Source organism: Ensifer sp. EB106-05-01-XG146 (assembly GCF_058791875.1).
Window position 1 is genome coordinate 1,469,988 of sequence record NZ_JBYTDX010000001.1, and the last position, 19,152, is coordinate 1,489,139.

Annotated in this window: 23 protein-coding genes; 11 read left to right on the plus strand and 12 right to left on the minus strand. The window is 59.5% G+C overall.

Annotation, left to right across the window (positions count from 1 at the left end):
* The first annotated feature begins 28 nt into the window (after positions 1-28).
* Complete coding sequence (locus AC3WVQ_RS07245) at positions 29-823, plus strand: hypothetical protein (RefSeq protein WP_492382673.1); 795 nt, start codon at positions 29-31, stop codon at positions 821-823.
* A gap of 59 nt (positions 824-882) precedes the next feature.
* Here the strand turns inward: AC3WVQ_RS07245 and AC3WVQ_RS07250 are convergent, their stop codons facing one another.
* The 3 genes from AC3WVQ_RS07250 to AC3WVQ_RS07260 all read right to left on the minus strand — a co-directional run bounded on the left by AC3WVQ_RS07250 (position 883) and on the right by AC3WVQ_RS07260 (position 3,075).
* A complete protein-coding gene (locus tag AC3WVQ_RS07250; protein ID WP_492382674.1) occupies positions 883-1,686 on the minus strand; it encodes an acyltransferase in 804 nt (267 codons plus the stop codon).
* A gap of 113 nt (positions 1,687-1,799) precedes the next feature.
* Positions 1,800-2,135, minus strand: coding sequence for a hypothetical protein (locus AC3WVQ_RS07255; RefSeq protein ID WP_492382675.1), 336 nt, complete (start codon positions 2,133-2,135; stop codon positions 1,800-1,802).
* Positions 2,136-2,862: 727 nt separating this feature from the next.
* A complete protein-coding gene (locus tag AC3WVQ_RS07260) occupies positions 2,863-3,075 on the minus strand; it encodes a hypothetical protein (protein WP_492382676.1) in 213 nt (70 codons plus the stop codon).
* A gap of 106 nt (positions 3,076-3,181) precedes the next feature.
* On the opposite strand from AC3WVQ_RS07260, the gene AC3WVQ_RS07265 reads away from it, so the two are divergent.
* The 3 genes from AC3WVQ_RS07265 (at position 3,182) to AC3WVQ_RS07275 (ending at position 4,977) form a co-directional block, all read left to right on the plus strand.
* The gene (locus tag AC3WVQ_RS07265; RefSeq protein WP_492382677.1) at positions 3,182-4,153 is read left to right on the plus strand and encodes a peptidoglycan-binding protein; all 972 of its coding nucleotides are present in this window, start codon (positions 3,182-3,184) and stop codon (positions 4,151-4,153) included.
* On the plus strand, positions 4,153-4,413 hold the full coding sequence (locus tag AC3WVQ_RS07270) for a hypothetical protein (RefSeq protein WP_492382678.1): 261 nt from the start codon (positions 4,153-4,155) through the stop codon (positions 4,411-4,413). The genes AC3WVQ_RS07265 and AC3WVQ_RS07270 overlap by 1 nt, the downstream gene beginning before the upstream one ends.
* A gap of 171 nt (positions 4,414-4,584) precedes the next feature.
* On the plus strand, positions 4,585-4,977 hold the full coding sequence (locus AC3WVQ_RS07275) for a hypothetical protein (protein ID WP_492382679.1): 393 nt from the start codon (positions 4,585-4,587) through the stop codon (positions 4,975-4,977).
* 34 nt (positions 4,978-5,011) lie between these two features.
* Here the strand turns inward: AC3WVQ_RS07275 and AC3WVQ_RS07280 are convergent, their stop codons facing one another.
* Entirely contained in the window at positions 5,012-5,278 is a 267-nt protein-coding gene (locus tag AC3WVQ_RS07280; RefSeq protein ID WP_492382680.1) for a Y4lK-related protein, read from the minus strand.
* Positions 5,279-6,028: 750 nt separating this feature from the next.
* Between AC3WVQ_RS07280 and AC3WVQ_RS07285 the strand changes: the two genes are divergently transcribed.
* Positions 6,029-6,322: a hypothetical protein gene (locus AC3WVQ_RS07285; RefSeq protein WP_492382681.1), complete on the plus strand. Its 294-nt coding sequence runs from the start codon at positions 6,029-6,031 to the stop codon at positions 6,320-6,322.
* 32 nt (positions 6,323-6,354) lie between these two features.
* On the opposite strand, the gene AC3WVQ_RS07290 is transcribed toward AC3WVQ_RS07285, so the two are convergent.
* Complete coding sequence (locus AC3WVQ_RS07290) at positions 6,355-6,939, minus strand: GNAT family N-acetyltransferase (RefSeq protein ID WP_492382682.1); 585 nt, start codon at positions 6,937-6,939, stop codon at positions 6,355-6,357.
* Between the two features lie 233 nt (positions 6,940-7,172).
* Here AC3WVQ_RS07290 and ligD point away from each other — a divergent pair, with 233 nt between their 5' ends.
* Positions 7,173-8,108, plus strand: a complete 936-nt coding sequence (gene ligD / locus AC3WVQ_RS07295; protein ID WP_492382683.1) for a non-homologous end-joining DNA ligase — start codon at positions 7,173-7,175, stop codon at positions 8,106-8,108.
* Positions 8,109-8,147: 39 nt separating this feature from the next.
* On the opposite strand, the gene AC3WVQ_RS07300 is transcribed toward ligD, so the two are convergent.
* From AC3WVQ_RS07300 to AC3WVQ_RS07320, 5 genes are all read right to left on the minus strand, one after another.
* The gene (locus tag AC3WVQ_RS07300) at positions 8,148-8,486 is read right to left on the minus strand and encodes a MarR family transcriptional regulator (protein ID WP_492382921.1); all 339 of its coding nucleotides are present in this window, start codon (positions 8,484-8,486) and stop codon (positions 8,148-8,150) included.
* A gap of 351 nt (positions 8,487-8,837) precedes the next feature.
* Positions 8,838-8,972, minus strand: a complete 135-nt coding sequence (locus tag AC3WVQ_RS07305) for a hypothetical protein (RefSeq protein ID WP_255380875.1) — start codon at positions 8,970-8,972, stop codon at positions 8,838-8,840.
* Between the two features lie 132 nt (positions 8,973-9,104).
* Entirely contained in the window at positions 9,105-9,815 is a 711-nt protein-coding gene (locus tag AC3WVQ_RS07310) for an HAD family hydrolase (RefSeq protein WP_210187439.1), read from the minus strand.
* Between the two features lie 4 nt (positions 9,816-9,819).
* Positions 9,820-10,410, minus strand: coding sequence for a hypothetical protein (locus AC3WVQ_RS07315; protein ID WP_034791097.1), 591 nt, complete (start codon positions 10,408-10,410; stop codon positions 9,820-9,822).
* Positions 10,411-10,491: 81 nt separating this feature from the next.
* Positions 10,492-11,946 carry a TrkH family potassium uptake protein gene (locus tag AC3WVQ_RS07320; RefSeq protein WP_034791099.1) on the minus strand — a complete coding sequence of 485 codons (1,455 nt, stop codon included), beginning with the start codon at positions 11,944-11,946 and terminating at the stop codon, positions 10,492-10,494.
* Between the two features lie 155 nt (positions 11,947-12,101).
* Here AC3WVQ_RS07320 and ilvA point away from each other — a divergent pair, with 155 nt between their 5' ends.
* Entirely contained in the window at positions 12,102-13,349 is a 1,248-nt protein-coding gene (ilvA, locus tag AC3WVQ_RS07325; protein ID WP_090295555.1) for a threonine ammonia-lyase, read from the plus strand.
* 74 nt (positions 13,350-13,423) lie between these two features.
* Positions 13,424-13,744, plus strand: coding sequence for an HlyU family transcriptional regulator (locus tag AC3WVQ_RS07330; protein ID WP_090295552.1), 321 nt, complete (start codon positions 13,424-13,426; stop codon positions 13,742-13,744).
* A 171-nt stretch (positions 13,745-13,915) separates the two neighbouring features.
* Here the strand turns inward: AC3WVQ_RS07330 and AC3WVQ_RS07335 are convergent, their stop codons facing one another.
* Positions 13,916-15,889: a bifunctional 2',3'-cyclic-nucleotide 2'-phosphodiesterase/3'-nucleotidase gene (locus tag AC3WVQ_RS07335; RefSeq protein WP_090295792.1), complete on the minus strand. Its 1,974-nt coding sequence runs from the start codon at positions 15,887-15,889 to the stop codon at positions 13,916-13,918.
* 42 nt (positions 15,890-15,931) lie between these two features.
* Between AC3WVQ_RS07335 and AC3WVQ_RS07340 the strand changes: the two genes are divergently transcribed.
* Together AC3WVQ_RS07340 and AC3WVQ_RS07345 are read left to right on the plus strand one after the other, a co-directional pair.
* Entirely contained in the window at positions 15,932-16,108 is a 177-nt protein-coding gene (locus AC3WVQ_RS07340) for a hypothetical protein (protein ID WP_156552957.1), read from the plus strand.
* Between the two features lie 23 nt (positions 16,109-16,131).
* Positions 16,132-17,379, plus strand: coding sequence for a GGDEF domain-containing protein (locus AC3WVQ_RS07345; RefSeq protein WP_176960284.1), 1,248 nt, complete (start codon positions 16,132-16,134; stop codon positions 17,377-17,379).
* Between the two features lie 14 nt (positions 17,380-17,393).
* Here the strand turns inward: AC3WVQ_RS07345 and AC3WVQ_RS07350 are convergent, their stop codons facing one another.
* Positions 17,394-17,855, minus strand: a complete 462-nt coding sequence (locus AC3WVQ_RS07350; protein ID WP_034791115.1) for an Lrp/AsnC family transcriptional regulator — start codon at positions 17,853-17,855, stop codon at positions 17,394-17,396.
* Between the two features lie 155 nt (positions 17,856-18,010).
* Here AC3WVQ_RS07350 and ald point away from each other — a divergent pair, with 155 nt between their 5' ends.
* The gene (gene ald, locus AC3WVQ_RS07355) at positions 18,011-19,129 is read left to right on the plus strand and encodes an alanine dehydrogenase (RefSeq protein WP_034791117.1); all 1,119 of its coding nucleotides are present in this window, start codon (positions 18,011-18,013) and stop codon (positions 19,127-19,129) included.
* The last annotated feature ends 23 nt before the right edge of the window (positions 19,130-19,152 follow it).

Consider the following 19,152-nt stretch of genomic DNA (forward strand, 5'->3'; position numbering starts at 1 on the left):
AGACACCCCTAATCAACAAGAGGTGTAGATGCAGTTTGAATGCAATTTCTGCGGCGGTACCGAGTTCTTGGATATGAACTCGCGGCCGAACGCCAGGTGTCAGAAGTGCGGCTCACTGGAGCGGACGCGCTTGATGTGGATGTACATTGAGCGGCTCAATATCCTTCCGCACTGGCGTATCCTGCATGTCGCGCCCGAACGGAGCCTGTACAACGTTCTCTCGAAGCTGGTCGACAAGGGCAATTACGTCACTGCCGACTTGCAGGAGGATATGTATCGCAGGTTTGCTCCCGACTGCCGGCATATTGATCTCTGCGACTTGGATCATTGGCGATCGGATTACTTCGATCTGATCATTCACAGCCATGTGCTGGAGCACACCCCATGCAACATCGCATATACGCTGTTCCACCTGCACCGCATGATGACCGATACCGGTAAGCATGTGTGCATCATCCCGTTCATGAATGGTGAATTCGACGAGTCATTCCAGGATATAGGCGATGAGGAGAAGTTCCGCCGTTTTGGGCAGCATGACCATGTCCGCCGATTCGGTAACCAGGATATCCACCGTCACCTTGGTGCGGTGCTGAAGTTGCCGGAAAATTTCGACGCCTCGCAAGACTTTTCGGAAGAAGCGCTCGAAAAGGCGAACATTCCGCGCACGCAGTGGAGGGGTTTCGGCATTGCGACCGTCCTGATGCTCGGGAAGTATGACATGAAGTTTATGGCACGCGCGCCGCGTTGCGAAACGACCATCTCGTATGAGCCCAGCGACGGCTCCTACGACGAGAGCCCGTTGGTGAGTTACGGCTCCCTGTAGAAGGAGCATGGCGGCCGCTTCTCGGGCGGCCGCATTTTGTCGATATATTTCTTTGGGTGTTAACCGTTTACAAGAGCTATCGCCGGCGACGACATAGAGGTGAGCGCATCGATTTCATCTATATCCAGTCCGTCGATCTTATCGAACCTCTCACACCAAGAAACTCCATGACGCACGGGCCTAGCAGGGTTCCCAACTGCGATGCAGGTTTGAGGGAGGCTCTTTGGAACGATGGATCCAGCGCCAACTATGCTGCCTTCGCCGATCGTCAACCCCTTAAGAACCATGCAACGGCGCCCTAACCATACATGCCTATGGATGATGGTTTCTGACTTTTCTAGGTTGATCAGCTCTTTTGTACTGAGGTCTACGATGCCGTGCTGGTCAGATGCTTGAAGGATTACTTCATCTGACCAGAGTCCATTGCAGCCGATCGAAACGTGGGACCTGTTCAGGAGCATTCGAGCCCCCATAATTGCGGTGTTTTCGCCAATTAAGAGCTGCGAATCTCCAACGAGCCTTGCGGAGAAATTCATTGCCGAATCGGAGAAGATTCCAATTCGCTGCTTGCTACCGCGAAGTGCGAACGAAACCTTGCCATTACCTGGGTTAGCGAGCGCCAGTACACTGTCGGTAGGGTTCGACAATATTCTGAAATTGTAAGACTTATTGGATGGTTTCGCTCCCGCCGGTGTCCAGACCTTTGTTTTTGAAAGATCGTAACCAGACGGATTGTCGACTTGGAAGTATTCAAGTGGCGTCTCTTCCCAACTCTCCGCCGATAAGTTCTTTCGATTGGTAAAGGTGTGGTAGGCGTCCGCGAAAGAAAAATATCGCGACACCAAGTCATATCCTGAAATCATGATGTTTCTAAGTAACCCCAGTAAGCCCACAACCCTTATAATTTAACGGGGGAAAACTGGCTACAACTTTTTGTCGGAGTCACCGGCCGAGACATGGCCGAACACAGCGGGAGCTAGGAGCGGTGGCTTTTTCGGTTGCGAGCGATCAAAAGCAGTGCCGCAAAAACTATGATTGCGACGGGCCAAAAGTCCGTGGACTGATCCCAGTTCCAGAGCCAGAATTTGTACGCCTCCAGATGAGGTGGAGGCATGTGCACGCTTATCTCATAGTCGCGCTTCTCGCGCCCATGAAAGTGGCCGGCGCCGAAGGCAAGCCCGATGATGATCGCGTCGCGGCGTGAGTAGAAGAGCATGCCAGGAACGGCAACGACAAAGGCTATGCACAGCGCCTCAACAATGTGACCAAGCCAGTCGAAGTTCTCGTGAATGTAGTGCCAGGGGATTTCCATCAGCTTCGTTTTTTACTAAGCGCCAAGCCAAATCGATAGGAACAGCATGGCGGCCTGAACGAGGAGGATAGCTGAAAAGGCTGCCAAGACGATCAAGCCAAGCTGCTGGTCGAATTTCCGTGTATCGCGCTGATTCATACGACGATCTCTACCAGGCCGTTGGCTAAGTGATAGGCCGCCCCTGATACGCGATCATTTTGTTCGTTTCGAGGGGCTGTGGCCGAATGCCGCGCTCCTAGCGTCAAACGAAAGCAACCCTCGGGCGAGGTAACGATTGCGTTGTGAAGGAGTTGGCGGCATAGGATATGGCGTCTGTAGAAGTCGAACGCTCAGACAGAAGGCTCTGGATCGTCCCCGTTTCGATCCGGAGCCTTTCCACATCAAGATCAGACGAGGCAGACTGCCCTAGCGTCGGGCCATCAGCCTCTACATACGGCACCCGCAGCGAATGGTAGCCTCGTCACCGCTCAGCGATCGCTCTGACGACGTCGCTGTTTTCGCCGCAACATTCGATGGCGATTTCCAAGCATCGTTTCCGCTCCAGCGCAATTGCCTCAGCCACCATCTTTGTCGGATCGCGTTGCCCGCGTGCGAGGTGATACGCCGAGAGGCTCCACGCTACTCTGGTAATTTTCTCTGGAATCATAGTTCCCCTCGGTCGACGCTCAACCAAGCGTAGGCGGTGTCGCTTTCCTGAAACGTGTGCCGCACTTAGTGGACCTGGCGGTCACATCGCATCATCGAACTCTGCGGCCTGTCCCTGGGCAAGGAACTGGGCAAGCGACGACATCAACACCTCGGCGCTGTATTGATCCAACAGCACCTCGATCGTCGCACCTGCCGAAGTTGAAAACTCAAAGACGCCCAGGAGGGGATCGAGCGAGGCAACAGAAAAGTTACCCAGAAACTCCCCTCTGATTGTCGTCTCGCCAAGACCCATGGACGCCTCCTATCGGCTGCTCGTTAATACATAAGACATAACTAATATAAATCGATTTCCCCCATTGGGAAAGCAACAACCTCAAACCGAAAAATTGGAGCAACCAATGAGCATCACCGCTCAGCAGGTTCGCGATGCCTCGAAGGGCAAAGTGAACGAGAGCAACCTCGCGTCCGTGCTTGTAGCGCTGGACAAATACGGCAGCAAATTCGGCATGGATCGGCCGCACCGGCTCGCTCAGTACTTCGCGCAGCTGATGCACGAAAGCGGCGACCTCCGGTACGATCGCGAGATCTGGGGGCCGACGCCGGCGCAGCAGCGTTACGATACCCGCACCGATCTCGGCAACACGCCGGAGAAGGATGGCGACGGCTACCTCTACCGCGGCCGCACCGGCATGCAGTTGACCGGCAAGGACAACTACCGCCAGTTCCGGGATTGGTGCCGCGCCGCCGGCCTGGCCTGCCCGGACTTCGTCAAGGATCCGGACGCGGTCAACACCGACCCTTGGGAAGGGCTCGTGCCCTTGTTTTATTGGGACACTCGCGGTCTGAACCGCTGGGCCGATGAGGGCGACGCGGAAACCATCACGAAGAAGATCAACGGCGGGAAGAATGGCCTTGCCGATCGCTTCGACCGGCTCGCCCGGATTTCGCTCGTTCTTCTCGGCTACCGAGCCGGCAATGTTCGGCAGTTCCAGGCCGATCAACGCCTCGATGTCGACGGCGATGTTGGTCCGAAGACACGATCGGCCATGCACAAGGCTCTCGTGGCGCTCACGCCGGGTGAGGCCGCCAGGCCTGAGGTGAAGGTCGCGCCGGTGACCGAAGAGAAGCCGGTACCGGTTCCCGTTCCAGTGACCCCGCCTAGCCTCGATGCGCCGTGGTGGAAATCGAAAGAGGTTCTCGTTCCGGCCGTCAGCGGCGGCGGGGCCTCAATCCTGACCGCACTCGCGGGAATTCCCTGGCAGAACCTGCTGATCATCATTGCCGCACTCGCTGGCATCGGCGCATTCCTTTACTGGCGGAAGAACGCCGATAGGAAGGCAGTCGCGATGCAGGTCGAGAGGTTGGCGTGATGTTCAGCCGAATCTCTCTGGCCGCTGGCGCTGCTGCTGGCGGCCTTGTCGTCTTCCTCGGTATGCAGGCGGTCAATGCTGTCTGGCTGCTGCCTCGAGCGAAAGAGGAGGGCAGGGCCGAAGAGCGCGCGGCGGCGCTAACACGTTCCATGGAAATCATCAAGGAAAGGAGCCGCACCAATGCGGAGGTTGAAGCTTTGGACGATCGCGGCCTGTGCCTTGAGCTTGGCGGCGTGTTCGAAAACGGGGAGTGCCGTTGATGGCGCTGGCTATGAGGCGCTGACGCCGTCGTCGGCCACTCGGCAGTTCATCATCGCAAACGATCCGCCGTTCGCGCGGCAGGTCGTCTCCCACAATCGGACGTGCGCGGCGCACGACGGTTGCCGGAAGTAAGTCATCAGAAAGTGCGGCAGGCAGACACGAGGGGCACAATGGGGCAGCAACAGGGTGATGAGATGACAACCGTCAGAGCGCCAGCGTGGAAATGGGAGTGGAACCTGAACACAGTCGTGATCCTACTTGGCTTTGCCGGCGGGCTCGTGGCGTGGGGGGCCACGTGGGAACGGCTTAGTTCCGGTCAGGTCGCTCAGGCGGCGAGCCTTGAGCGGCTCGACAGGCGAGTGACGGCGATCGAGGCTTCCATGCGCCAGGTCGATAACCATGAACTGCGCATTGCTGCTGTAGAGAAGCAGGCCGCCGAGGCCGCCACCTCTATGCGCGCCGTAGAGAACACGTTGAACAGCCTATCCGTCGATACGCGCGTAATGCGCGAGATCCTACAACGAATCGAGGCAGGACAGAGGGAAGGCCAACTGCGGCGGTAGCCCCTTACGATCAGCGGGGAGATATCCGCGCCGGCTAATGCCGTGTAACCTCCGGCTCAAGCTCTATGTATCGGTCGATTGACCAGAGATAGGCGACGATCTGCAGCTTCAGGTGATCGCGGTCGCCGTATTTCTCTCCGATGCGGTCAAGATCCTCGATCGCTGCATCCTGCTCTTCGATGTCGCCGAGCACATACTTGTCGTGCCCAATGGCGGTGATGTCGCAACCGGCCTTGATAATCTGAGCCACGAAATCCGGTATCTCGCTCGGCTTCATCTTTCGCCGCTTGCTTTGAGCCATATCAATCCTCCTTTGATCGAGCAGGAAGGGTGGGCGGATTCGGGAGATCCGCTCGACTATTGCGCTGAAGCGAGAGCGACCACCCATGCTGCGAAGGCAATCAAAAGCCAGAGCCGCGCGTGCCTGTACCGTCGACGCCTGGCGCGTTCCCAATCGTAGGACATGAGCTTCCCCCTCTCGGCCGCGCACAATGCCAGATTGTGGGTGGGTGGGAAAGGCGCTTTCCTCGGAGGAGCAATGTGCTCCCCGCCACAAAGTATGGCCTCGCCGGGGAGAGCGAGGCCATTGGGCAGCTTCATAACCGGAGGGGTTGTGAAGGCGTCATCCTGATCGGGGGACTCAGGCTGCCATAGCCGAAAAACGCCGAGGCCCGACTTGAGTTCCCGCCTCCGCAAAAAAATGGCCCCAAAGTGCGGGGCCGAATTGTGTGCTGTGCCAAGAAGCCCGAGCAGGCGAAAGGACCACTCGGGCGCGTTCTAAGACTATCACGTGCGGCGACAAATTCCGAGCCTTTTAGAGAATCCTACAAATTGCGCGTCGGGCGAAAGCCTGATCTGATGCGGGCATGACGACGAAGCTTTCAGACTTGAACTTACCCCTTTTTGTTCTGCATGAACTCAATATCCGCGGATATGAGACTGCGGAGGAGTTGAGGAACATACCTTGCGCCGAACTGCTGACGATCCCCAATCTGGGCGGAATCGTTTGGCGAAGGATATGCAAAGCAGCCGGCCGTGAACGGTTTAATCCGTGACCGAGCCCTATCAGCCGAAATACCTGTGGCGCCGCACCGAACTGGATGCCAACGACCCGCCGACCGATTTCGATTGGCTCGGCTTCGATGGTATCGGCTATATCGGCCGCATACGGAAAGAGACAGGCGGGCCGACGGCTGGCCGCTGGCAATGGGCTGGGTCTGTCCCTCGGACCTTCAGAGGATCTCCGCCGACACCGAACCAAGGCTATTGCGACACGGCGCGCGAGGCCACTGAGATGGTCGAGACCTATTGGGATTGGTGCCTGCGACGCATGCAGGGCGAATAGGTCAATGGAGCGGGGGGTGCCTTCGCTTTTGCTCAAGGCCGAGGCGTTGCTTTTTCAAGCAACACCACATCGTAGCGCCGGCCGGACTCGGCGCGAAAATGCTCCTTCATATTCCCCACGATTTGGAATCCCATGCTCAAATAAAGCCGCAGGGCGACGGTGTTGTCGGCCCGAACTTCCAGCAGTAATTTTTCCAGCCCGAGTTCCCCGCCTGCTAGCACGAGCAGCTCGTTCATCGCCGCGCGGCCAGCACCTCTACCGCGAGCACCGGGAAGCAATGCTATGCCACCGAAACCGTAGCGATTGCGGCGATGGACTTGGCTTACCTGGACGAAACCGAGCGCGGTCTCGTCCGTGTTGTTCACGATTACCTTGAAAGCTCCGCCGGGATCTTCGGAGCGCCGCTGTATCCATGCCGCGATCGCCTCGTCGTCTGTGGTTTCCGGCACGACAAGGAGCATCGCCTGCAACTCTCGATCCCGTCGCATTTCAGCAAGCGTCCCGAAATCGTCGGTTGTTGGGCTTCGCAACGAAATTGACGGCGGCTCGCCTAACTGAGGCCTTGACTGCACTTGCTTGCGGCTCTCAAAGGAAATTCGGTCATCTATCGAAGTCATGTGCGGAACCCTCTGGTCAAATCGGAAGTCCATCGGATGCCTACACTGAGAGCCTCGCGCGAAGCTGGCGATTAATATTCTTCCTTAGGCGCCGGCGCGCGTTGGTGGCGAGAACGTCGGCGGTTTGGCGGTCCTTGTGCTTCGGAGCTTAGGCGTTTTCGCTTTTCATGCGTTAATTCGTCATGGCTAAAACGCTCAGAAAAAAATCTGTTCCCGCGACGTTGCCCGAGCCGATGCCCCGCCGCGTCGAGCCGTGCGTTGCTACTCTGGTCGACAAGCCGCCGAAAGGTCCGGAATGGGCCTTCGAGGTAAAGTGGGACGGGTACCGGCTGGCAGTCCATGTCGAGCCCGGCGGGGTGAGTGCGATCACGCGCGGCGGCTACGACTGGACGAAGAAGTTCGGGGCAATCGTAGCCGAGGCGCGCAAGCTCGGCCATACGACCATGATCATTGACGGGGAGGCGGTCGTGCTCGACGACCAGGGCCGCTCCGATTTTGGTCTGCTGCAGCGTGCGGTCGGCAGGCGTCCGAGCTCGCACGATGCCGCCGAGATCATCTTCTTCGCCTTCGATCTTCTCTATCTCGACGGCCAAGACCTCCGGATGATGCCGCTTGCCGAACGCCGGCAACTGCTCGAACCGATCGTCTCTGGAAGGACTGGCGCGATCCGCTTCTCCGAGGAGGTGCGCGTCGACGGCGCCGAGTTCTTCCGCGTCGCGTGCGAGCACGGTCTCGAAGGCATCATCGCGAAGCGACGGGATAAGCCCTATCGGTCGGGGCGCCGGCCGGAATGGCTCAAGATCAAATGCGCGCGCCGGGATACCTTCGTGATCGTCGGATACGAGCCTTCCACGATGCCCGGCGCAATCGGCCGGCTCCTGCTGGCAGCTAGGAAGGGCGACGGCCTCGTCTATGTCGGTGGCTGCGGTACCGGATGGAGCAATAAGGAATCTTCACATCTTCGTGAACTGCTCGACGCGATCCCGGCGAAGCGGCCGCCCGTGGCGCTGAAGCGCAAGGGCGTGGTCTTCTCCCAACCGCTGCTCGTCGCCGAGGTCGAATATCGCGCCTGGACTCAAGACGACAAGCTCCGGCACCCGGCATTCAAGGGTGCGCGGGCTCTGGACGAGGAGACGAAAGTTTACGAGATTAATACCCACCCATTGTGAACTGCGGTGCAGTCGTCCCACCCACGCTCGGCAATCACCCTAAGTCAGCCGATCGAAAACGGACGGACTGAACTCAAACTGCCTGGCAGTTCCTCGCCCCATCGAATTCTTGACGATCGTTTCTGTCAGTATCCCCCGCTGAATGAGGGGATTAATCGATTCCGCCGCGCCATTGCGCGTCAAACCGGTTATTTCGATTATGTTGGAGAGCGTTAGTTTCTGGTGGTTCTGATGCATCATGTAGAGCACCGTCAGCATCCCGACTTGCTTTAAACGCGATTGCGGCGTTTCGGCCTCGATCGGCTTGCCGAAAACTTCCTGCAAAGCGTAGGCCGAAAACAGCTTGCTCTGCCGATGAACATCAAATGCGCCTGTCATATCTCTCTCGTGGGCCGTCATCGTTGCCGTCAACAGATCGTCTCCTATCAGGTTTTCGGCCGAACCGCGCCCCTGCCTCAGGTTCCGAAATAGACGAACCTTGATATTCAAAGTGCGGGGAGCATGACGGTTTGAGACTGCCCGAAAATGTTTTGCAAATCTCGTTTTGTTCCGTCGTTTTCAGTCACCTGACGGGGGTGTGTTTGCAGGTAATATGTAGGAAAATCAAACGGGTGTAGGGATTTTAAGTCTCTTGCGTCTACCAGTTTCGCCACGCCCGCATACAGCCTAGATCAAACACTCAGGTCAAACAGTCAAGGGTGATCGGGGGTTTCGGGGTGGACAACGCGCTTAGGCGCGCTGTTCTCTCGTCTTCATGAAGTAGAAGACGGCCGCGGCAATCAGTGCCCCAAGGCCGTAGACGATAAACGCGTCGACAAACGGCCAGCCCGAATTGAACGAGTAGATGGCGGGTGCGGGAAACAACAGAACCGCCGAAAACAAGCGCCAACATTGGTTCCCCTCATCTAAGCCACCATGGGGACGATAAGCTGACTCGTGTATCATCGATACGAATCATCTTATAGTTTCAATCGACTTGGCGCTTGCGGACGACAGTCAAGCCTTCAGTGTCAAGCGCTCAAGGACCGTGGCCAACCCGCCGAGATCCGCAATCTCGCGAAAACGCGGATGGTCCTCCGGCTTATCGTGGTGTTCGAACGACCAGGTGAGCGCGTGCGGGACATAGACACCCCAGCTTCCGGCACCGAGTGCAGGCACGATATCCGACTTCAGCGAATTGCCGACCATCATGCTTTTCAGCGCTCCGTCGCCGTGGCGTTTGAAGATGCGCTCGTAGGTGGCGACGGTCTTGTCGCTGACGATCTCGACGGCGTTGAAGTAGTCGCCAAGGCCGGAGGCGGCGAGCTTGCGCTCCTGGTCGAAGAGATCGCCCTTGGTGATCATGACAAGTCGAAAATGGCCGTGAAGCGCCTCGAGGGTTTCCTTGACATGCGGCAGCGGCTCGACCGGGTGCACGAGCATGTCGCGCCCAACGGCGAGGATTTCTGCGATGACCGAGGAGGGGACTTTGCCACCGGTAACGTCAACGGCGGTTTCGACCATGGAGAGCACGAAGCCCTTAATGCCGAAGCCGTAGAGCCCAAGGTTGCGCTTCTCTGCGGCAAGCAGCCGGTCGGAGAGATGTTCGGTGTCGGTGTGCGGCCTCAGAAGCTCGGCGAAGCGCGCTTCCGTCAGCCGGAAGAACTGCTCGTTCTGCCAGAGTGTATCGTCGGCATCGAAGCCGACGGTCGTTACAGTATGGGGCATAATATTACGGTCCGGCAATCTTGAAGGGTTGGTCGACGCTGGCACTTTTGCCGCTGTTGACGTCATTGAAGTGGAAGCGCAGCACATAGTCGCCGGCAGGCGCGCCGGAAACGTCGATGGTCAGCGTCGAATAGATTTCCTGGTTTCTGAGGTGGCCGGTGAAGGTGAAATCGCCGAACGCCTTCTGGCCGGCGAGCACGTCGCCCTTCGGATTGAGAATATCGAAATCAACGGTGAAGTGGCTTTCGAGTTGGCCTTTCGTTGCCGAATCCTTCCAGGTGAGGCCGATCGGCTCGATATAGGAGATCAGCGACTCTCCCTCCTTGAAGACTGCGCCCTCGCGCGGATCGTACATGGCGTAGCCAGTCGGCGCCTTGGTCACGAAAACCGCCTTGCCGATCGCCAGCGGCAACGTTTGCGAAAAGTCGCTCATCGCCTGGCGGAGCAGGTCATGGGCTTTCGCCGCGTCGCCGGAAGCCGCGAGCTTTTCGGCCTGCACCGCCGCGTCGGCAAGCGGGCCTGCATGGGCCGCGAGACCAGCCGAAAGCGTCACGGCGGCGGTCAGCATCGCCAGACGACGTATATGTTTCACCATGACGTTCCCCCATCGCCGGTTTCGACCGACTTTCGGCATCTGCTGCACCGAGTCAAGACGATAGGGCCGCCAGGCGAATGGTCAATGCTTCCAGAAGACCGGCGTCAGGATTACCAGCACGGTCAGCACTTCGAGACGACCGAGCAGCATCATCAGCGACAGCAGATAGAGTTCGGGATCGCCGAGCGTCGAGAAGTTGCCGGCCGGCCCGATGATCGGACCAAGGCCCGGGCCGACATTGGAAAGGCAGGTAATGACGGCCGAGGTGGCGGTGACCAGATCGTAGCCGAGCGCGCCCATGGCGAGACTGCCGAGCACCCAGAGCAGCATATAGGTGATGAAGAACAGGAAGATGGAGCGCTGCGTGTCCGCGTCGACGGTGTTGCCGCCATAGCGCACCGCATAGATCGCATTGGGGTAGACGATCTTGTTCAAACCCGACCGGATCGCATTGAAGAGCACGATGAAGCGATAGGCCTTGATGCCACCGGCGGTCGAGCCGGAGCAACCGCCCATGAAGGTGGCGATGAAGGCTGCGATGACGACGAAGGGTCCCCAGAGGCTGTAGTCCTGGCTGGCATAGCCGCTGGTCGAGAGGATAGAGGTGATGTTGAAGAAGGAGTGTGCCAGCGCCAGATGGAATTCCACGCCATTGGCGAGCCGATGATAGACGGCAACGGCAATCGAGAAGGCCGAGAGATAGCCGAGGAACACGATGATCTGCGGGTCGCGCAGCGCATCCAGCCTGCCACGGGCGACCAGCACGATCAGGATCGAGAAGGGCAGGCTGCAGAGCGCCATAAAGAAGGTGGCGGTCCAGAGCAGCGGAATGCTGCCGAAATAGGCGAAGGATGCGTCATGGGTGGAAAAGCCACCCGTCGCCACCGTCGACATCGCGTGGTTGATCGCATCGAAGCGGTTCATGCCCGTCAGGAAATAGCCGATCGTGCAGAGAAGCGTGATGACGACATAGATCGCGAGGAAAGCGCGGCTGAAGCTCGCGAGCCGGGCAAATGGTTTGTCACCGGTGTCGGAGGATTCCATCTTGAAGAACGACATGCCGCCGACCCTGAGATAGGGGATGATGAACAGGCCGAGCACGACGATGCCGATGCCGCCGAGCCAGCACAAAAGTGACCGCCAGAGGAGGAGCCCGGGCGGCGCATCGTCCAGACCGACGATCACTGTCGCACCGGTCGTCGTGATGGCCGAGACGGATTCGAACAGTGCCTGGGCAAAATCGAGCTTCATCGATGACAGCCAGAGCGGGATCGCGCCGACAACCGAGAACACGGCCCACAGCATATTGACGAGAACAAAGCCGAACTTCTTGGAGAAGGGCGGCGGGCCCATGCGCGTCGCCATGAAGGTCGCAAGCGAAAGGCCGCCGACCATGAACGCCGAAGCGGCAAAGATCTGCCAATCCGAATGGCCGTAATAGAGATCGACCATCGCCGGCACCAACATGGCGCAGGCAAGATATATGCCGAGGATCGCCGAAATGTGCACGGCATGCCGGATCAGGGTTGCGTTCAAGCGTTTATTTCCCGGAAGAACAGTGTGGCCGTGCCGGTGGAACGGTCAGTGCGTCATTTTCAACGTCGGCCCGATTCGAGTCAAAGCCATGGCTTCGGGCGTTGCGATGTGCAATAGCGACGGCCAGCGACCAACTCAACGGAAGACCGCACGTGATGAAGCAGGATGTCGAAACCGCAACCGAAGCCTTGCGGGAGATCTTCCCGCCGACGCCGCTGCAGCTCAACGAGCATTTGAGCGCACGCTACGGTGCGAATATTTATCTGAAGCGCGAGGATCTTTCGCCGGTTCGCTCCTATAAGATCAGGGGCGCCTTCAACTTCTTCCGCAAGGCGATCGGTGCCGGCGCCTCGGGTAAGACCTTCGTCTGCGCCTCGGCCGGCAACCATGCCCAGGGCTTCGCCTTCGTCTGCCGCCATTTCGGCGTTCCGGGTGTCGTGTTCATGCCGGTGACGACGCCGCAGCAGAAGATCGACAAGACCAGGATGTTCGGCGGCGAGTTCATCACCATCAAGCTGGTCGGCGATATCTTCGACCAGTGCTACAAGGCGGCCCGCGATCACGTGGACGCAATCGGCGGTGTCATGGTGCCGCCTTTCGACCACGCCGACATCATCGAGGGACAGGCAAGCGTCGCGGCGGAAATTGCCTGGCAACTGCCGGAAGAGGTGGTTCCGGATCTCGTCGTGCTGCCGGTTGGCGGTGGCGGTCTTGCCGCCGGCGTCACCGGCTACCTCAAGGATAAGGTTGCAGCCGATCACTTCATCTTCTGCGAGCCGTCGGGTGCGCCGAGCCTGCGCGAAAGCCTGGAAACCGGCAGCGTCGTGACCCTCGATCAGGTCGACAACTTCGTCGACGGTGCCGCGGTTGGGCGCATCGGCGACCTCAATTTTGCGGCACTTCGGCGTTTCTCGCCTGACCAGGTCATGTTGCTGTCGGAGAACGCGATCTGCCAGACGATCATCGACATGCTGAATGTCGAAGGCGTCGTGCTTGAGCCGGCTGGCGCTCTTTCGATCTCGGCGCTGGAAGCGCTGGGACCGGAGACGCTTGCGGGCAAGACGGTGGTCGCGGTCGTTTCCGGCGGCAACTTTGATTTCGAGCGCCTGCCTGACGTCAAGGAGCGGGCGATGCGCCACGCCGGCCTCAAGAAGTACTTCATCCTGCGCATGGCACAGCGGCCGGGCGCGCTCCGCGACTTCCTCAACCTGCTCGGCGACGAGGACGATATCTCGCGCTTCGAATATCTGAAGAAGTCAGCGCGCAACTTCGGTTCCATCCTGATCGGCATCGAGACGAAACATGCCGAGAATTTCCCGGTGCTGAAGGCTCGCTTCGACGCCGCGGGGCTGCGCTACCAGGACATTACCGAGAACGAGATCCTTTCCAACCTCATCATCTGACGGGAGTGGGCGTCGCGGTCAATTATCGGCACTTAGGCTTTGACAGTGTCGGCCGCGGCGTCTAAGTCTTGGGCATGGCATCGTTTTTCTCGAAATTGTTCGGCCGATCCGGCAACTCCGAAGACCAGGCGCAGGCAGCACCGGGGAAATCCGAGGCCTATGCGGATTGCACCATCCGTGCGACACCGATGCGCGAGGGCTCGCAGTACCGTCTGGCGGGTAACATCGAGAAGGCCTCGGCCGAAGGCGGCGCCAAGGTTCGCAGCTTCATCCGTGCCGATCTCTTCACGTCCGAGCAGGACGCGATCGACGCGGCGCTGCGCAAGGGGCGCCAGATCATCGACCAGACTGGCCCGTCGCTGTTTTCCGACGTCGCCTCGTCGCGCCAGGTCTGAGCCGGCCTGTCTCTTCAAGATAATCTAATGTAAACATAAGCTTGCCTGTCGAAGCTCATGTCTTGCGGTAGGAATGCCGTGGACTTGTGTCGGCGGTTCAGCCGGCTGGTCGACTGCGCGCCAAGTGTGTGGGCGGCCGCAAGCGGCAGCCCACACTGATCGGTTGGGGGCTCAGAGCTTAATGCGGAAGCGCGCAAAACCTTCGGCGGCGTCGCCAGCGTCCTCGATCGTCACGCCCTTCACCTGTGCCAGGAACTGCCGTGCCTTCGGTCCACTGTCAAATGTCACGCTCGTCCCGGCGAGCGGAACGAAGGTCCAGTTGGCGTCGGCCGACGGATTGATCGTGCCCTGGTCGATGATGTAGCGCACCACCACATCGCGGTTGGTGTCGGGAGCCACGAACACCACCTTGTCGGCGGTGATGTCGGGGAAGTTGCCGCCGCCGCCGGCCCGGTAGTTGTTGGTGGCGACGACGAATTTCTGCGCCGGATCAATCGCTTGTCCATTGAACTGCAGGTTCTTGATGCGGTTCGAGGCGGCGTTGATCGTGTTGCCGTCCTTGTCGAACTTCGGCGGTACGGAAAGGTCGATTTGATAGGTGACCCCATCGATGACGTCGAAATTGTAGGACGGGAAGCCACCATTGATCAGCGGCGCGTCGGAAGCCCCCGGCTTGACCTCGTTGAAGATGCCGGCCGACATTTCCAGCCAGTTGCGCACCTGTTCGCCTGTTATGACCACGGCCTGCACCGTGTTCGGATAAAGGTAGAGATCGGCGACGTTCTTGATCGCGATGTCGCCGGCCGGGACGTCTGTGTAGTAATCGGCGCCGCCGCGGCCGCCGGCCTTGAAGGGGGCCGCGGCCGAAAGCACCGGCAGGTCGCGGTGCTCGGTGTCCTTCAGCATGTCCTTGATGTACCAGGTCTGCGCCTGGCTGACGATCTGGACCGACGGGTCGTCGGCAACCAGGGCGAAGTAGGAATAGAGCGGCGCGCTGGTCTTGCCGACGGGTGTGCGCACATAGGCAAGCGTCGCCTCGTGGTCCTTTTGTGCGGCGGCCAGAACGTCTTTTCGATCGGCGACTTCAGCCACGACTTTCTTTTCAACGCGCCGATAGATCGGCCGCGCTTCGCTTGTCGAGTTGACGACGCGCCAGGCGCCACCCTCACGCTCGATCAAGAGGTCGATCAGGCCGAGATGCGAACCCCAGAAGCCGCCCATGACGCCGGGCTTGCCGGAGATCAGGCCCTTTTTGTTGTCGACGCCGCCAACGCCGTCGAACTTCGGCCCAGGAAAATCGAGATGGCTGTGACCGGTGACGATCGCATCGATGCCTTCGATCGCGGCGAGCGGAACGGATGCGTTCTCGAGGTTCTCCGCATAGGCTTCCTGGCCAATGCCGGAGTGGGAGAGCGCCACGACGATGTCGGCGCCTTCCTCGCGCATCTGCGGCACCCAGGCTTCCGCCGCCTTGACGATGTCGCGGGCATTGGCCTTGCCCTCCAGGTGCTTGGCGTCCCAGGTCATGATCTGCGGCGGTACGAAGCCGATGAGACCGATGCGGATCTGATGCTCCTGGCCGGAACCGTCCTTCACCTTGCGGTCGAGGATGACATAGGGCTTCAGGAACAGCTCATCCTCCCGCGCACTGGCGGCAAGCGCTCCCTTCGTCAGGTTGGCGCAGACGAGCGGGAACTTCGCCCCGTTCAGCACCTTGAACATGAAGTCCAGGCCATAGTTGAATTCGTGGTTGCCGAGCGTGCCACAGTCATAGCCGAGCACGTTCATGGCCGCGACGATCGGGTGGAGATCGCCGTCCTTCATGCCACGCTGATAGGCGATGTAGTCGCCCATCGGGTTGCCCTGCAGGAAGTCGCCGTTGTCCACGAGGATGGAGTTGGTCGCTTCGGCGCGGATGGCGTCGATGATGGAGGCGGTGCGCGCAAGGCCGACTGTGTCGTTCGGCTTGTCGCCGTAATAGTCGTAGGGGAAGACGTGGACGTGCAGGTCCGTCGTTTCCATGATCCTGAGATGCGCCTGGTTGGCGGCAGCGCGAACCGAGAATGGATGCAAGATGACGAGTGCCGAGGAGGCTGCGGCCCCCGCAAGAAGCGAGCGGCGCGTGAGGTTAAGCGGGGAAGTCATCGATGTCATGCGGTCCTCCATTGATCAAGAATGCGGGTCTTCATGGAAAAGGAATACAATTGGGGGTTTTGTTCGCTGGCGGGCGAACGACGGTGGGTTGGCGCTGAATATGCCGGAAAGCTGGCGTTTCCGAAAGCGGCAGATTTTCGCACTGAAAGGTCGAGCAACAGCGGACACCCGGTAAAGTTTTCTTCAAGTTTCCTGGTTAACGGTGCTTGAGGAAACGGAACCTTCTCAAGCACATGCCAAACGCCAACCTTATTCTCTTCGTCGGCGAGGCACTGGTCTACGTCACGGCGATGATCGGGCTTTTGCACCTTCGTGCCCGGTTGGGTCTCGGGGTCTTTGTCGCGGCCCTCGGCGTCATGCACTTCATCGAGACCTATCTTGCCGCGGTCTTTTATGTGCAACTGCCGTTCGGCGTGATTTCGCCCGGATCGGCCGTGCTGTTCTCCGGCAAGCTGATGATGATCCTCCTCCTCTATGTGAAGGAGGACGCAGCAACGGTGCGCCAGCCGATCTATGGTCTGCTCGCCGGCAATTTCCTGACGGTGGCGCTCAGCCTTCTGCTGCGGCAGCACGATACGGTGTCGATCGTGGCGGAGCGCTCCGCCGACCTCGCCTTCATCGACGAGATGGGGTGGCTGATGGTCTGGGGAACGACGATCCTCTACTTCGATGCGCTGATGATCATCCTGCTCTATGAGCGCCTCGGGCGGTGGTTGCGTCACTTCGTGACCGTCCGTTTCCTCATCTGCGGTTTCGTGGTGCTCACCTTCGATCAGGCCGCCTTCTATGCGGCGCTGCGCTGGTGGAACGGCGCGCCGGCCGAGGTCTTCTGGGGCGGCTGGATGGCGAAAATGCTGGCAGCACCCTTCTATGCCATTGCCGTCGGGCTTTATCTCAACCTCTCGCGCCACCCGTCGCTTGCCATGTCGGACCGGCCGCTTGGCGACATCTTCAACACGCTGACCTTCCGTGAGCGCTACGAGGACCTCTTGTCGCGCTCCGGGCAGGACACGCTGACGGGCTCGCTCGACCGTAGCCGGTTCGAGGCCGAGGCACCGGCAATGCTGCGCGCCGCGAGCGCCGAAAACGCAGCCGTGACGCTGATGATCATCGACGTCGACCACTTCAAGGGTGTGAACGATCGATTTGGCCACCTGGAAGGGGACCGTGTGTTGCAGCGTCTGGTGGAAACGGTGAAGTCGAAATTGCGCCCGGTCGACCGGCTGTTTCGCTATGGCGGCGAGGAATTCGTGATCCTGTGTCCGGCAATGATGCATGCCGATGCGCTGCGCCGCGCCGAGGAGATCCGGATTGCGATCTCAGATCAGATTGCGACGCCGGACGGTCGCTCGGTTACGGCGAGTATCGGGCTTTCTTCGACGCCTACCGATGGGGTCTCTGTCGAGGATTTACTGGCGCAGGCCGATCTGAGGCTCTACGCCGCCAAGGGACGCGGCCGCAATTGCGTCGTCGGCCGATAGGTTTTCGGCCGCTTTCAGATGCCGACATTGGGCCGATCGATGATTTCGCGCAGCGAGAAGCTGGAATTGATCTTCACCACATGGGGCAAGGCCGAAAGCCAGTCACGGTGAATGCGTTCGTAGTCTTGCAGATCCTTGGCCGCGACCCGCAGGATGTAGTCATATTCTCCCGACATCAGGTAGCAGACAAGCACGTTCGGACAGAGCTTTACCGCTGCCTCGAATTCGGCGAGCGTCTTTGCGAACTGCCCCGAGAGCGAAATATGCACGATGACCATGATCTGGTAGTCGAGCGCCTTGTGGGCGATCCGCGCATGATAGCCGGCGATCGTTCCCGATTTTTCCAGGATGTCGACGCGCCGAGAACAGGCGGACGGAGAGAGTCCGACCTTCGCTGCGAGGTCGGCATTCGAGATCCGGCCGTTCTGCTGAAGAATGCGCAGAATCGCATGATCGATGGCATCAAGTTCGCTCATTCGTGATTTCCCTCAATCCTGCGCCCATTGTCGCAACATTCTTCGAAATCAATGCGCGCTGGCTTTCGTCTTTGCAAGGACATTCGATTGTCGGCGTGTTTTGCTGATTGCCTCATCAAAAGCGGCGCAAAGCCCAACAGGAGAGGAACGCAAGGATGCGTGTCGGTTGCCCGAAGGAAATCAAAAACCATGAATATCGTGTCGGCTTGACGCCCGGCTCGGTGCGTGAATATGTTGCCCATGGCCACGAGGTAATCGTGGAGACCAAGGCCGGGGCAGGGATCGGCGCGGACGACGATGCGTACCGTGCCGCTGGCGCGAAAATCGTCGCGACGGCGAAGGACGTGTTCGAAAAGTCGGACATGATCGTCAAGGTCAAGGAGCCGCAGCCCTCCGAATGGGCGCAACTGCGCGAAGGCCAAATTCTCTATACCTATCTGCATCTTGCGCCCGATCCGGAACAGACCAAGGGCCTGTTGAATTCCGGCGTCACGGCGATTGCCTATGAAACCGTCACCGACGATCGCGGCGGCCTTCCGCTGCTTGCGCCGATGTCGGAAGTTGCCGGGCGCTTGGCGATCCAGGCCGGTGCGACCTCGCTGCAAAAGGCCAATGGCGGCCGCGGCATCCTGCTCGGCGGCGTGCCGGGCGTGCTGCCGGCCAAGGTGACCGTCATCGGCGGCGGTGTCGTCGGCCTGCATGCCGCCCGCATGGCGGCGGGTCTTGGCGCTGACGTCAGCATCATCGATCGCTCGATCCCGCGTCTGCGCCAGCTCGACGATCTCTTTGCCGGCCGCGTGCACACGCGCTATTCGACCATTGACGCGCTGGAAGAGGAAGTGTTTTCAGCCGATCTTGTCATCGGCGCCGTGCTCATCCCGGGGGCGGCAGCACCAAAGCTTGTGACCCGCGAAATGCTGACCGGCATGAAGAAGGGGGCTGTCATCGTCGATGTCGCCATCGACCAGGGCGGCTGCTTCGAAACCTCGCATGCCACGACCCATTCCGATCCGACCTATGAAGTCGACGGCATCGTGCATTACTGCGTTGCGAACATGCCGGGTGCCGTGCCGGTGACCTCGGCGCATGCGCTCAACAACGCGACACTGCATTATGGTCTGCAACTCGCCGACAAGGGCCTGAAAGCGATTGCCGAAGACCGGCATCTGCGCGCCGGCCTCAACGTGCACCGCGGTCGCGTCACAAACGCACCCGTCGCTGAAGCACTCGGCTATGATGCCTATGCGCCGGAAGCGGTGCTGAACGTCGCCTGACGGAATTGATCCAGCGGCCCGGC

Coding starts and splice junctions, on each gene's coding strand:
- AC3WVQ_RS07350 (WP_034791115.1), bottom strand. CDS start 17,855: ATGAGCGAACTTGATGCCATCGATCATGCGATTCTGCGCATTCTTCAG.
- AC3WVQ_RS07345 (WP_176960284.1), top strand. CDS start 16,132: ATGCCAAACGCCAACCTTATTCTCTTCGTCGGCGAGGCACTGGTCTAC.
- AC3WVQ_RS07315 (WP_034791097.1), bottom strand. CDS start 10,410: ATGGTGAAACATATACGTCGTCTGGCGATGCTGACCGCCGCCGTGACG.
- AC3WVQ_RS07340 (WP_156552957.1), top strand. CDS start 15,932: ATGGAAAAGGAATACAATTGGGGGTTTTGTTCGCTGGCGGGCGAACGA.
- AC3WVQ_RS07290 (WP_492382682.1), bottom strand. CDS start 6,939: ATGACTTCGATAGATGACCGAATTTCCTTTGAGAGCCGCAAGCAAGTG.
- ald (WP_034791117.1), top strand. CDS start 18,011: ATGCGTGTCGGTTGCCCGAAGGAAATCAAAAACCATGAATATCGTGTC.
- AC3WVQ_RS07255 (WP_492382675.1), bottom strand. CDS start 2,135: ATGGAAATCCCCTGGCACTACATTCACGAGAACTTCGACTGGCTTGGT.
- AC3WVQ_RS07300 (WP_492382921.1), bottom strand. CDS start 8,486: ATGACAGGCGCATTTGATGTTCATCGGCAGAGCAAGCTGTTTTCGGCC.
- ilvA (WP_090295555.1), top strand. CDS start 12,102: ATGAAGCAGGATGTCGAAACCGCAACCGAAGCCTTGCGGGAGATCTTC.
- AC3WVQ_RS07260 (WP_492382676.1), bottom strand. CDS start 3,075: ATGGGTCTTGGCGAGACGACAATCAGAGGGGAGTTTCTGGGTAACTTT.
- AC3WVQ_RS07250 (WP_492382674.1), bottom strand. CDS start 1,686: ATGATTTCAGGATATGACTTGGTGTCGCGATATTTTTCTTTCGCGGAC.
- ligD (WP_492382683.1), top strand. CDS start 7,173: ATGCCCCGCCGCGTCGAGCCGTGCGTTGCTACTCTGGTCGACAAGCCG.
- AC3WVQ_RS07330 (WP_090295552.1), top strand. CDS start 13,424: ATGGCATCGTTTTTCTCGAAATTGTTCGGCCGATCCGGCAACTCCGAA.
- AC3WVQ_RS07265 (WP_492382677.1), top strand. CDS start 3,182: ATGAGCATCACCGCTCAGCAGGTTCGCGATGCCTCGAAGGGCAAAGTG.
- AC3WVQ_RS07270 (WP_492382678.1), top strand. CDS start 4,153: ATGTTCAGCCGAATCTCTCTGGCCGCTGGCGCTGCTGCTGGCGGCCTT.
- AC3WVQ_RS07280 (WP_492382680.1), bottom strand. CDS start 5,278: ATGGCTCAAAGCAAGCGGCGAAAGATGAAGCCGAGCGAGATACCGGAT.
- AC3WVQ_RS07310 (WP_210187439.1), bottom strand. CDS start 9,815: ATGCCCCATACTGTAACGACCGTCGGCTTCGATGCCGACGATACACTC.
- AC3WVQ_RS07275 (WP_492382679.1), top strand. CDS start 4,585: ATGGGGCAGCAACAGGGTGATGAGATGACAACCGTCAGAGCGCCAGCG.
- AC3WVQ_RS07335 (WP_090295792.1), bottom strand. CDS start 15,889: ATGACTTCCCCGCTTAACCTCACGCGCCGCTCGCTTCTTGCGGGGGCC.
- AC3WVQ_RS07245 (WP_492382673.1), top strand. CDS start 29: ATGCAGTTTGAATGCAATTTCTGCGGCGGTACCGAGTTCTTGGATATG.